At 72.6% G+C, this 12022-nt stretch carries 12 protein-coding genes and 1 pseudogene; 6 read left to right on the top strand and 7 right to left on the bottom strand.

Translation table 11 applies throughout. The features are described 5' to 3' along the window. Positions 1-47: 47 nt before the first annotated feature. Positions 48-674, bottom strand: coding sequence for an alpha-ketoglutarate-dependent dioxygenase AlkB (locus OG500_RS01690; RefSeq protein ID WP_329575650.1), 627 nt, complete (start codon positions 672-674; stop codon positions 48-50). 236 nt (positions 675-910) lie between these two features. Between OG500_RS01690 and OG500_RS01685 the strand changes: the two genes are divergently transcribed. Then, the gene (locus OG500_RS01685; protein WP_329575647.1) at positions 911-1633 is read left to right on the top strand and encodes a dienelactone hydrolase family protein; all 723 of its coding nucleotides are present in this window, start codon (positions 911-913) and stop codon (positions 1631-1633) included. 10 nt (positions 1634-1643) lie between these two features. Here the strand turns inward: OG500_RS01685 and OG500_RS01680 are convergent, their stop codons facing one another. The 3 genes and pseudogenes from OG500_RS01680 to OG500_RS01670 form a co-directional block, all read right to left on the bottom strand. Beyond that, positions 1644-1808 (bottom strand): hypothetical protein, encoded by a 165-nt coding sequence (locus tag OG500_RS01680; RefSeq protein ID WP_327064544.1) that lies wholly within the window; start codon positions 1806-1808, stop codon positions 1644-1646. Between the two features lie 127 nt (positions 1809-1935). Then, a pseudogene (locus tag OG500_RS01675) lies at positions 1936-2521 on the bottom strand (class I SAM-dependent methyltransferase). Positions 2522-2768: 247 nt separating this feature from the next. Then, a complete protein-coding gene (locus tag OG500_RS01670; protein ID WP_329575643.1) occupies positions 2769-3284 on the bottom strand; it encodes a hypothetical protein in 516 nt (171 codons plus the stop codon). A 286-nt stretch (positions 3285-3570) separates the two neighbouring features. Between OG500_RS01670 and OG500_RS01665 the strand changes: the two genes are divergently transcribed. From OG500_RS01665 to OG500_RS01655, 3 genes are all read left to right on the top strand, one after another. Continuing rightward, on the top strand, positions 3571-4452 hold the full coding sequence (locus tag OG500_RS01665; RefSeq protein WP_329575638.1) for a phenylalanine 4-monooxygenase: 882 nt from the start codon (positions 3571-3573) through the stop codon (positions 4450-4452). A 342-nt stretch (positions 4453-4794) separates the two neighbouring features. Further along, the gene (locus tag OG500_RS01660; protein WP_329575635.1) at positions 4795-5256 is read left to right on the top strand and encodes an ATP-binding protein; all 462 of its coding nucleotides are present in this window, start codon (positions 4795-4797) and stop codon (positions 5254-5256) included. Positions 5257-5511: 255 nt separating this feature from the next. Further along, the gene (locus tag OG500_RS01655) at positions 5512-6147 is read left to right on the top strand and encodes a DedA family protein (RefSeq protein ID WP_327064539.1); all 636 of its coding nucleotides are present in this window, start codon (positions 5512-5514) and stop codon (positions 6145-6147) included. Positions 6148-6242: 95 nt separating this feature from the next. On the opposite strand, the gene OG500_RS01650 is transcribed toward OG500_RS01655, so the two are convergent. Next, entirely contained in the window at positions 6243-6881 is a 639-nt protein-coding gene (locus OG500_RS01650; RefSeq protein WP_327064538.1) for an endonuclease, read from the bottom strand. 255 nt (positions 6882-7136) lie between these two features. Next, positions 7137-8684 carry an MFS transporter gene (locus OG500_RS01645; RefSeq protein ID WP_329575632.1) on the bottom strand — a complete coding sequence of 516 codons (1548 nt, stop codon included), beginning with the start codon at positions 8682-8684 and terminating at the stop codon, positions 7137-7139. 114 nt (positions 8685-8798) lie between these two features. Between OG500_RS01645 and OG500_RS01640 the strand changes: the two genes are divergently transcribed. Next, the gene (locus OG500_RS01640) at positions 8799-9653 is read left to right on the top strand and encodes a helix-turn-helix transcriptional regulator (RefSeq protein WP_329575629.1); all 855 of its coding nucleotides are present in this window, start codon (positions 8799-8801) and stop codon (positions 9651-9653) included. Positions 9654-9701: 48 nt separating this feature from the next. Here the strand turns inward: OG500_RS01640 and OG500_RS01635 are convergent, their stop codons facing one another. Then, a complete protein-coding gene (locus OG500_RS01635; RefSeq protein ID WP_329575626.1) occupies positions 9702-10751 on the bottom strand; it encodes a hypothetical protein in 1050 nt (349 codons plus the stop codon). 692 nt (positions 10752-11443) lie between these two features. Here OG500_RS01635 and OG500_RS01630 point away from each other — a divergent pair. Next, positions 11444-11968: a hypothetical protein gene (locus OG500_RS01630; RefSeq protein ID WP_327064534.1), complete on the top strand. Its 525-nt coding sequence runs from the start codon at positions 11444-11446 to the stop codon at positions 11966-11968. The last annotated feature ends 54 nt before the right edge of the window (positions 11969-12022 follow it).

The raw sequence follows: 12022 nt of genomic DNA, 5'->3' as shown, positions 1-12022 counted from the left end.
CGGCGGTCAGGCGGCCCGGCGCCGGTCGGCGGCATGCGCCCCGTGCTCTACCAGACCCGGTAGGGCCGGAACTGCACGCTGATCCGGGGGCCGGTGGGCCGGGCGGTCTTCGGGACGGCGTGCTCGAAGGTTCGCTGGCAGGAACCGCCCATCACCAGCAGGTCGCCGTGGCCCAGGGTGTGGCGCCGGGTGGGACCGGTGCCACCGTGCGGGCGCAGCAGCAGGGCGCGGGGTTCGCCGACGGAGAGGATCGCGATCATCGTGTCCTGGTCGGCCGCTCGTCCGCCGCGGTCGCCGTGCCAGGCCACGCTGTCGCGCCCGTCGCGGTAGTAGCAGAGCCCGGCGGTCAGGAACGGCTCGCCGAGTTCGGCCGCGTAGTGCTCGCTCAGCCTCCGGCGGGCCCGGGTCAGCACCGGGTGCGGCAGCTCGGCCCCGGGACCGTAGTGCGCGAGCAGCCGCGGGACGTCGACCACCCGCTCGTACATCGGCCGCCGCTCGGCCCGCCACGGGACCTCGGCGGCGAGGTGTTCGAACAGTTCGTCCGCCCCGGTGAGCCACCCCGGCAGCAGGTCGACCCAGGCGCCGTGTCCGAGCTCGACGCGGCGGACGGCGGTGAGCGGGCCGAGCCCGAGGGCGTCGGCGCTGCCGAACAGGGTGCTCTGGAGGTGCTGCATGGGGACAGGGTAACGCGATAATCGCTCGCATGTTCGATTAATTGGAGGCTGCGGTGCCTCGCACAATGCCGTTGGCGGACCATGGCGACACCTGCTACCTTTCCGGAGGCCGTGCGAGAGAACGAGGAGGTGGTACCCGTGAACGCAGTATCGACATGGGTGCTCCCCTCCGGGGTCACGGTCGGGCGATAGGTCGTCCGGGAGCGCCTTCATGAGCACTCCCGAAAGGCACGACCATGCAGTTCACTTCCGAGCAGCGCCTCGACAACGGCGTCCTCGAGCGCGAGTTCACCCTCGGCGAGATCCCCGGCACCCTGTGGACGCCTGAATCCGCCGCACCCGTCCCGCTGATCCTGATGGCCCACAACAACGGCCTCCCCAAGCGGGAACCCCGACTGGTGGCCCGGGCCCGGCAGACCGCCGGGTACGGCTACGCGGTGGCCACCATCGACGCCGCCGGGTGCGGTGACCGGCTCCGTTCCGCCGCCGACGAGCAGGCCCGCGCCGAGCTCCGCCGGGCGATGCAGGCCGGCGAGCCGGTCGATGAGATCTTCGAGTCCTTCGTCGGCCCGCTGGTCGAAAAGGTGGTCCCGGAATGGCGGACCGCCTTGGACGCCCTCCTCGCACTGCCCGAAATCGGCGGCCCGGTCGGGTACTCGGGGTGGACCGCCGTCGGCATCCGCCTCGCGGTGGTCGAGCCGCGCATCGAGGCCGCCGGCTTCTTCGCCGGGGGCTACGTGCCCCACGCCCAGCGCGAGGAGGCCCGGCAGGTCACCATTCCGCTGCTGTTCCTGCTGCAGTGGGACGACGAAGGCAACCCCCGACAGCGGTCCCTGGACCTGTTCGACGCCTTCGGCTCCAAGGAGAAGACGATGCACGCCAATCTGGGCGGGCACGCCGGTACCCCGTGGTTCGAGGTGGAGGAGGGGGACCGCTTCTTCGGCCGGCACCTGAAGTGAGGCCGGGCCGTCAGGCCCGCAGCACACGGTAGGCGCTGCCGTCCGGGCTGCCGCCCATCGAGGACAGGTCCCGGCCCTCCTCGATGGCGGTGGCCGGCAGCTGCCCCCCGCTTCTCAGTTCCTGCCCGACCCGGACCCGCGCCGCCCCGAGGTCGACATCTCCTTCAAGGCCCACCTGCCCTACGCCGACTTCCGCCGCCCCCATCGCGGGCCTGTCTGACCGTTCGCGTCGAATCGGCGGGTGCAGGTCGCGCCGGCCTGGGGGGCGCGTCGACCGCACGGCGGACATGGTCGGACAGGACCTACGAACGGCGGGCCAGCAGGTGGGCGTCGAGGAAGCCCCGTTCGGAGGCCGGGTCGTGGAGCAGCCGGGCGAAGGGAACGAGCCCGGCGTCGGCCAGCAGGTCGGCGAGGCGGTCCACCGGCCAGCTGTAGGCAGGCGTCACCTTGTGGTCGAATCGGACCGGCTCCGGTCCGTCGGTCCCGAAGCAGGAGACCAGGAGCAGGCCGCCCGGTGCCAGGACGCGTGCCTGCTCGGCGAGCAGCTCCGGCAGTTCCTCCGGCGGGGTGTGGATCATCGAGTAGTGGGCCAGGACGCCGCCGAGCGCGCCGTCCTCGACCGGCAGGGACTCCATCCGGGCCTCCTGGAAGCGCAGGGCCGGATGGGCCCGCCGGGCGTGGTCGACCATGCCCGGGGAGAGGTCCAGTCCGAAGGCGTCCAGGCCCAGTTCGTGCAGCATGGCCGTCAGGTGTCCGGGCCCGCACCCGACGTCCGCGGCCCGCGGGTTGCCCGTCGCGCGCACCAGCTCGGCGGTCTGCGAACAGCGACGCGTACCGCTCGACGACCCCGTCGTAGGCCGCCCTGGTCTCGTTCTGATGATCCGCCACGGGAAGGATTCTAAAGCTGGCCTGATTAAGTGATCTTGTGGCAGGTCGAGGTGAGGCGACGGTCGCGGCGTGGGAGCGGATCGAGCCCTTGTTGCCGCAGGTGGACGGGCGTCGCCGTCCACGATCAAGCACGCCCACCAAGCGCGCGGCCGGCGCCGGCCGCATGGCTTCGACAGCGTCCTCTACCGCGACCGCTCCCGTCCGGCCCGCGCGGGGCCGGACGGGCCGGTGGGAAACCCTTGGGGTGTCAGCTCTCCGCCCAGTACAGGGTGGGGACAAGCGTCGGGTTGCTCTGGTAAAGCAGTTCCATCACCGGGTCGTAGTCAAAATCGCCCTGCTTGAAGTTGCTGGTGATGCTCCGGGCGTCCTTGCAGAACTTGGCGTCCTTCGAGTTGAACCTGGTGAGCCACCAGTCCTCGTCCAGGATGAGCGGGCGATAGTTCTCCTTGCTGACCGGGTCGGTGATCGCTTCGATGAACTTCGAGGCGTTGCTGTAGCTCTTGTCGGGCAGCAGCCAGAAGACCAGACCCCGCTCTTTCTTCTGCAGGACGAGAGACTTGAAATCATCATCGAATTCGAGGTACTTGGACGGCTGCGACCGTGCTTCGAGCATCTCCTCCCTGTTCGTCGGGAACAGCCAGCTCCTCTTTGCGCCGAAGAAGAAGATCGCGTTGTCGAGCGTTTCGTCAGGGATGGACTTGTACTGCTTCGAGAGGAATGTTGCACTGAGAAAGGCGTAGCGCCGATTGTCCTGGTCGACCATCGTTGGCCCCCTTCTTGTCTTTCTTGTCCCGATGAACTGCCAACGCCCAGTTCTCCCCAGGGCAGCAGCGGGGAAACACCCGGACTCCGGCTTCACCCGAACGGGTGCGGCCGACGGAAGCCCGTCAGCGGGACGGGCTTCCGGACGCCCTTCGGGCCGCGAGCCGGTGTCCTGTCGCAACTGCAACGCGGCAGAGCTTGGGCAAGCCTCGTCGTTCCAGCCCAGCCGAGGGTGCCGTGGAATCGGTGATGGTGATTCACGGTCCCACCGGGGAACGGTGGAAGCCATGAGCGATGCATCGGAGCTGGTCCCGGTCACGCCGGGCGGCAGGCTCGGTCCTGTCGCCCGGCACCCCGGTCTGCGCGACCCCCGCTATCTGGCGCGGCGAGGCGCGCTCGTCGCGTTGGCGCGCGGCCACCGGGTCGGCGATCCCTCGCCGTCGGTCGCGTACCGCACTGCGGAGCACGCGACGTGGCGCACGGTGCACGCGGCACTGGAGCCCGCCCTGCGGGCCCACGCGTGCCGCGCGGTGCTGGCCGCCCGCGAGGACGCGTGCATTCCCGCAGACCGCATCCCGCAGCACGACGAGGTCGGGGCGCACCTGCGGGCCCGGACCGGATTCGCCTTCACCCTGGCCGGTGGCTTCGTGCCGAACCGGCGGTTCCTGGGGGCGCTGCGGCACGGCTACTTCCACGCGGTGCAGTTCGTCCGGCACCCCGCAGCGCCGCTGTACACGCCCGAACCCGACGTGATCCACGACGTGTTCGGCCACGGTGTCCACCTGGCCTCGACCCGGTTCGCCGAGCTGTACCGCCTGATCGGCAGGGCAGCCGCACAAGTGCGCACCGAGCAAGCCCTCGGCCTGCTCAGCCGGGTGTACTGGTACACCCTCGAATGCGGCGTGGTCGCCGAGGCCGGGGCGGTCAAGGCGTACGGCGCGGCGCTGCTCTCCTCACCCGGCGAGCTGCGCCGACTGCCCCGGTGCGAGATCCGCGACTGGGACCTGCGCGCGATGGCAGGCACCGCGTACCGGGTCGATGCCTACCAGCCCGTCCTGTTCGCCGTACGCTCGATGGATCATCTCACCGATGCCCTCGCCGCGTTCTGCGCGGACTTCGACGACGACACCGGGGCCCGGCTGAGGACCGCTGGGAGTGCCCGCCGGTAGGGGGCCTCCACAAGACCCATCACACCAGGTCAGGAGCACCCTGCCCACGTCTGCCTCCAAGGAACGCACCCCAGGGGAAGCCACCGGGTTGACGCTTCGACAAGTGGGCCGCTGCGCGCGGTCGTTCCGGCCCGCCGGTGGCTCCGGCCCTGCCACAGCGCTCACCTGACGGCGGGGCCGGCTGGTCGGCGTGCCACCGCCTTCGGCCCGGACCGCCGGACGGTTGTGGCCGCCGCAGCGCCGGTGTGAAAGCCCCGGGGGAGGGTAGCCGAGCAGAGCAGGGGTGGGACCGGGACGGGCGCAGGCGGAGAGCGCCGGGATGAGTGGACGAGGAGGCGTGCGATGGGCGAGACGTCGATGAGGGCCACCGGGTGGGCGCGGTCCTTCCCGGTCAGTGGCGGAGTGCGAGCCGGCCGACGGTGGGCGCGCGTGCACCTGGACGCCCTGGGGTGGACGGTCCACGCGCCGGACACGGCCGACGATGTGCTGCTCACGGTGTCGGAGCTGATCACCAACGCCCACCTGCACGCGCACAGCGACGCCCAGCTCGTCCTGCTCTGGGACCGGCGTTGCCTCCACGTCAGCGTCCACGACGCCTCCACCGAGCTGCCGCAGCTACGATCGCCGGACCCGGTGCGGCCCAACGGGCGCGGCCTCGCGATCGTCGACACCCTCGCCGACAGCTGGCGCGCGCACCCGCAGGGGGGCGGAAAGACCATTACCGCGTGCTTCCACGCGCCGGGCAGACCCGGTCCCGCGCCCGCGCCGCTGACCGACGGAACGGCCGACCGCGCCCCGGGGTAGCCACCGGGCGGTGTGGTCACTTGCCCGGAGACGGCGGGCGCGACGAGGATGGTGGTGCCGCCTCGCGGCGCACAGACCTCACTGGAGCCGGGCCGTCGCGACGGGGACCAGATCCGGTGAAGGAGCGTCCATGCTGACCGAGCCGACGGCATCCGCCGAGCTGATGGCACCCGGCCGGGCCGGGCAGGGCCCTGAGCGGCGCCGCGCCGTCGCGGCGGCCCCGAGAGGCGAGCGGCGGAGGGGTGGTGCGACCCAGTGACCCCGCCGCCCCTTCCGGGCCCCCTCGCCCACCTCGCCCCTCTGCTGGACCACTACGGCTACCTGGCGCTCGCCACGCTGGTCTTCCTGGACAACGTCCTGGTCCCGGTTCCGGGGCAGACGGTCCTGATCGCCGCAGCGGTGTACGCCGGCGCCGGGCGGCTGAACATCGTGGCCGTGATGTGCGTCGCCGCCCTGGCAGCGGTCCTGGGGAGCTGCCTCGGCTATGTCATCGGCCGCCGTGGCGGGCGGCCCTTCGTCCACCGCTACGGCCGCTACGTGCTCCTGACCCCGGAGCGCTTCGCCAAGGCCGAGGGCTTCTTCCAGCGCAACGGCGGCAAGGTCGTCACGGTGGCCCGGTTCATCGACGGACTGCGCCAGACCAGCGGCGTCCTCGCCGGAACCACCGACATGCCGTGGCGCCCCTTCCTCCTCTTCAACACCCTCGGAGCCGCCCTGTGGGTCGGGCTGTGGGGCGGTCTCGGCTACGCGGCCGGCGCCGACATCAACCCCCTCTACCACGAGGCCGTCCGCTACCAGACCTACCTGCTCATCGCCCTCGCGGTCGCAGCCGCGGCGCTGCTCGTCCGCTTCCTCCTGCGCCGACGCCGCTCCTCGGACGGCGACAGCTGAGCAGCCGGCCCTCGGCCGCCCAGGTACCCGGCACGGGGCGTGGGGGGTTCAGCGGGAAAGGTGCGTGAGTCGCCTGCGACCGGGGGCGATACGACTCACGCGGCCCGCAGCTCGTCCGCCCCGCGCTTGGACAGCCTGACGCGCACGAGGGCGGCCGCGAGCCGGGCCAGGTCCTTGGGCGGTACGAGCTTCGCGAGGCCGTCCGGGGTGTGCGGAAGACCGAGTCCGGCGGCGGTCGCGCAGGCCCGCTCGTCGAAGAACGGACGCAGGTCCGGCCACACGGCCTGGACCTCCCGGCAGAAGATGTCGGCGCCCACCGGCCCGATTCTCGGCACCTCCTGCAGCAGCTCCCGGAGCCTTCCCAGGTCGCCCCCGGCCTGTGCGCGCATCTTCCGCAGGTCGCCGCGGTAGCGGTCGAGCAGCAGCTCGGCGCCGTCGCCGAGTGCGGTCGCGGTGCTCTCGTCGTACCGGACGTAGTGTGCCCGCCCGAGTGCGTCCACCCGCTCCTGCCAGCCGGCGCTCGCCATCGCCTGCGGTGTGCGCAGCCCGGCGGTGAACAGTTCCCTGGCGGCGGCCGTGGCGATCTCCGCCTTGATCCGGATCGAACACAGGACGGTGAGGACCAGCAGTTGGTACAGCGGTGCGGGCTTGTCACGAAGGGTGATGCCGGCTTCGTCGGCATAGGTCCGCCCGTGCGCGCGCAGCAGCCGGGCGACCATCTCGGCGGTTTCCATCGGAGTGCTCCTTCCCGCCGCCGTCCCGCGGGCCCGGACCGGACATCCGGCCCCTGACAAGGCAGCTACCCGTGCCGCCCGCGATGACACAGGATGCCGCTCCCACCGGGGAAGGCCTCTTCGTCCCGCGGCACCTGGTCACCTCCGGGCAGACACGGCATCAAGGCGGTGATACCGCCCCGTCACTGTTCTCGGTGGTCCCGCCGCCCCGTTCGCACGGGCGCGGGACGCCGTCGTCGCGTCATGCCGACCGCCTCAGGACCGGGCGCGCTGCGCCGCCTCGTCGAGCGCGCTCACGGCAGCCCGGTGGGGCGCGAGCGCGAGGCAGGTGAGGACGGCGCCGAGGGTGGAGAGGGCCGCGAGGGCGAGGCCGAGGGTGTGGATGGCGCTGGTGAAGCCTGCTGCCAGGGCTGCGTGGTGCGCCTCGGCCACCTCACCGTGGACGGCCTGCCCGGCGATGCGGGTGGCGGAGTCGGGGGAGAGGCCGCTGCCGTCCAGCCGGGCGGCGGTGAGCGTGGTGAGCAGGGCCGCGGCGCCCGCGACGGCAACGGACTCGCCGGTGATGCGCATGGTGTTGAAGATGCCTGCTGCGGCTCCGGCGTTCTCGACCGGAACGGTGCTGACCGCGGCGTTGTCCATGACCCCGAACGCCAGGCCGACCCCGGCGCCGAAGGGCAGCAGCGGAAGAGCCAGCGCCGGCCAAGATCCGTCGCTGCGCAGGGTCACCAGGAGCAGGGCGCCGGCCACGATCAGCGCGGACGCACCCGTCAGCACCGCCCGCACGGAGGTGCGCGCGGCCAGTCGGCCGGCGGCGAGCGGCAGGAGCAGGACCGGGGCGGTCATCGGCAGCAGGAGCAGACCGCTCGCCACGGTGCTGCGGCCGCCGACACCCTGGAGATAGGCGGGCAGGTAGACCAGCAGGACGACGAAGCCCAGGGTGACCGTGAAGGGCTGGCAGACCACGGCGACGAACTCGGGCCTGCGGAACAGGCGGACGTCGAACATCGCACGGTCGGCCAGCCGGATCTCCACCGCGGCGAACAGCGCCACCAGCCCCACGGCGGCGGCGAGCAGCAGCAGGGTGCCCGGCGCGCTCCAGCCCGCGGCGCCGGCCCGGACGAAGGCGAAGGACAGACAGGTCAGCCCGGCGGTGAAGGTGACCAGCCCGGCCACGTCGAGCGCGGGCTGCTCGGGGTTGCGGGACTCCGGGGCCCGCAGCGCGCACCGCCAGGCGAGCACGGACATGGCCGCCACCAGGAGGAACACCGGGCGCCAGCCGGCCGCCTCGACCAGGGCCCCGGCGACCAGCGGTCCGATCGCCAGGCCCGTGCCGAAGGAGGTGCCGAGGATCCCGAAGGCCAGCTGTCGGCGCCGCCCGGAGGTGGAGTGGGCCAGCACCGCCGCGCCCGAGGCCAGTACGGCTGCGGCTCCGCAGCCCTGGACCACCCGGGCCGCGTCGGCGACGGCCATCGAGGGCGCCAGCGCGACCAGCAGGGACAGCGCGCCGACCAGGGCGATGCCGGTCAGCAGCACGCGGCGCCTGCCGAGCCGGTCCGCGAGGCTGCCGGCGGCGAGCGGCAGGGCGGCGAAGGTGATGTTGAAGCCGTTCAGCATCCACTGCGCGGTGCCGACCGAGGAGCCCAGGTGCGCCGACATGTTCGGCAGGGCCACCGCCGCCCCGGTCACGGAGAACGGCAGCATCATGCTGGCGGACCCGACCGCGACCACCGTGGGCCAGTAGCCGCGCCCGGGGCAGGGAGCAGGGGGAGAGGAGAGGGAGGGAGGAGCGGAAGCAGTGGACATGCCCTCGATCGTTCGCGATGGCCGGCGGCCGATGAAGAGACTGCGGTTCCCTGGGTCCCACAGGGCCACCTTCCGGCCACCGCACCCCTGGCCGCGCCCGCCATACTGGGGCGCATGGCCGACACGATCATGATCGCCAACAGCCTCGGCGACTACCTCCGAGCCCGGCGGGCCCTGGTGGCACCGGCGGAGGCGGGCCTGCCGACCACCGGCCGGCGCCGGGTGCCCGGCCTGCGCCGCGAGGAGGTCGCGGAACTGGTCGGGCTCAGCACCGACTACTACGTACGTCTGGAGCAGGGGCGCGCCGAGCACCCCTCGGACGAGGTCCTTGACGCGCTCAGCAGGGCACTGCGGCTGGGCTCCGCCGAGCGCGCCCACCTCCACGACCTGGCCCGACCACCCCGCCGCGCCGGCGCGGCGGCAGCGGTCACCGGACGGGGCGAGGCGCTGCGTCCTGCCCTGCGGCAGGTGGTCGAGGCCGTCCCGAACGCCCCCGCCGTGATCATGAACGACCGCAACGACGTCCTGGCCTGGAACCGGCTGGCAGCCGCGCTGATCGCCGACTTCCCCAACCTCGCGCCGCGCGAGCGGAACATGGCCCGCCGGATCTTCCTGGACCCGGACGCGCGCGACATCCACCTCGACTGGGACGAAGCCGCCCGCACCACCGTCGGCATGCTGCGCATGGCTGCCGGACGCCGTCCGCACGACCCGGAACTCGTGCGCCTGATCGGCGAACTGTCCCTGGGCAGCGACACCTTCCGCAAGCTGTGGGCCGGCCACCACGTCCACGAGAAGACCCACGGACCCAAGCACTTCCGCCACCCCGCCGTCGGCGAGGTCATGCTGAACTACGAGACCTTCCAGGTCCCCGGCGCCGCCCACCACCTGCTGGTGATCTACACGGCCCAGCCCGGCAGCGCCGCCGAGGAGGCCCTGAACTTCCTCGCGAGCTTCGCCTGCCGGTGAGGTGCGGCCCGGTGACGCCTGCCGGTCCGGTGGCGCCTGTCGGGCTGCTCAGCCACGGGTGATGCCGGGGTTGGCGGCGATGATCTCCTCCGCCGTCCGCCACACCAGGGGCAGCGCGGCGACGGTCTCCTGTGCCCGGGTCAGGAGGTCGCCCGTGGAGGTGATGCCGAGGTCTGCCAGGAGCTCGGCGAAGGCGGGCCGGAGGGCGCGTTCGCGGTGCGGGGCGTCGGTGGCCAGGATCTTGTGGCAGCGCGCGAAGGTCGCGGTGATCCAGAACCCCGCTTCCCGGTGGTCGCCCCGGCGCGCGAGCTCGTGGCAGGCGTCGACGGCGATGGGCCTGGCCGCCGCGGTGATGTCGGAGCTGAAGAGGAACGGTGTCCGGGCGCACGCCGCCGCCTCGTCGAAGGTCCGCGCCAGGGCGTCGACATGCTGGTCGACCCGCTCGGCCGTCAGGTCCTGGCACCCCGTCAACCGCAGCAGGCCCGGGTACCGCTCGGCGAGGCCGTACTCGTCAAGGACCTCGCGTGCCCGCAGGTAGCGCAGCCGGACCGTCGGGTTCCGCAGGGCGGCGACGAGCAGGAGATGGGTGGTGACGCCGGTCGGGAAGAGCCAGCCCGTCACCTGGTCGTGCCAGGGCGCCGTGGTGTCGAAGGACGTCAGGGAAGTCTCGATCCTCCGGCGGACGTTCTCGCAGCGGCGCCGCACCCATGCCTCGTCGGCGAAGGAACGCGCGACCTGCGCCTGCAGCTCGCGCAGGTCGCCGGTCGGATCGTCGATGACGGTGTCGCGGCTGAGCCCCGCGGCGAGGTGGTAGTCCGCGAGCACCGAGGGGGCCGACCGGAGCTGCTCCCAGGAAAGGTACGTGACCTCCAGCAGTGCGCCCCGGTGCTCGAACTTGCCGAGCTTGGGCCCCGCGACGGGCCTGCCGGTGACCACCACGAGGTCCACGTCGGTGCCGACGGGCAGCGCCGCGTCCGGAGCCAGGGCCACCGTCGAGCCGGTGAAGTACGCGCCGCGGTAGTCCTCGTGGCGCCGGACTTCGCCCATGACCCAGTGCGCTGCCGTATCACGTGCCGTCGCGATGTCCACGGGCGCCATTGTGCCGTGGGCCGGGGCCGGCGGACCGAAGGCCGGCGGATCGAAGGCTCGCGGACGGGCGTCGGCGGACCGGGTCGGCGGCCCGCGTGCTCCGTTCGGGTGATAGCGGGGTTCGGTGGTGCGGTGGGGCGGGCAGAGCCTTCGGCATGACCTCTCCCTCGGCCAGACACCACCACCAGCACCGCCGCCCGGCCGCCGCGCCCGGCTCAGCCGCCTCAGCGCACCTCCAGCCGCCGTCGGCCGCCGCCCGGCCACGCGGCGCGGGCGGGTGCTGCCGGACCTGGTCCAGCGAGCACCGCACCCGGGGCGGGGAGGTGGTCCGCACGACCTGGCACGAGCCCGCGTGCACGACCTGGAGCCGTCCGTGACCGGCTCCGGCCACTCCGGGCGCCTTGCAGCCCGCCTGCCCCTGCGGGGCCGACGCCAGGCGCTCAGGGCCCGGTCGTCCGTGGCGGCCGGGCCGTCGCGGACGTCGCCCGGAGTGACGAACCCGTGATCGCCCGGGCGAGCAGCGTGGACGACTCCTGACCGGTCGCGCGGACGTACCGCCTCTTGCCCGGCATCCACCGTCCGGTTCACCGGCCGATCGGCCGGTCAGCCCGTGGGTGGAGACCGGGGGAGGGGCGAACTCCACCTTCGGATCCACCCGTAGGTGCAGGTGCCCGCAGCCTCGTCACAGCAGGCTGGAGCACATGACAACGACCGAATGGATCACCGACCTCGCCCTCATCCTCGTCGTCTTCCGGCAGCTGCGGGAAGGTCGGCTCGACCTCAGGTCCTTCCTGATCCCGCTGGGGATCGTGACCTTCGTGGCCTACTCGTACCTGGACAGCATTCCGACTGCGGGCAATGACCTGGTGCTGATCGGGGTGCTGATGGGCGTGGGTGCGGTGCTCGGCATCGCCGGCGGCATCTACACCCGGATCCGCACGGCCGGCGGGCACATCCTGATCAAGGCCGGTGCGGTGTCGGCGATCCTGTGGGTCGTGGGCATGGGCGCGCGGATGGGGTTCCAGATGTGGGTCGAGCACGCCGGCGGGGCCGCCGATGTCGCCCGGTTCAGCCTCACCCACCACATCACCAGCGACCAGGCGTGGGTGGCGGCGTTCGTGCTGATGGCGCTCACCGAGGTGGTCACGCGGCTGGCCACGATCTTCATCCGGAGCCGCACCCTGACGGTGGCCCGCCCCGTGCGCGTCTACGACCGCACCGCCTGACCATCCGTCGGTTCCGCCCCCGCGCGAAGGCCGCGGGCCCGCTCTCCGGGCCCG

The organism is Kitasatospora sp. NBC_01250 (assembly GCF_036226465.1).
GTDB lineage: Bacteria > Actinomycetota > Actinomycetes > Streptomycetales > Streptomycetaceae > Kitasatospora.
This window is presented reverse-complemented; position numbering and strand designations above follow the sequence as displayed.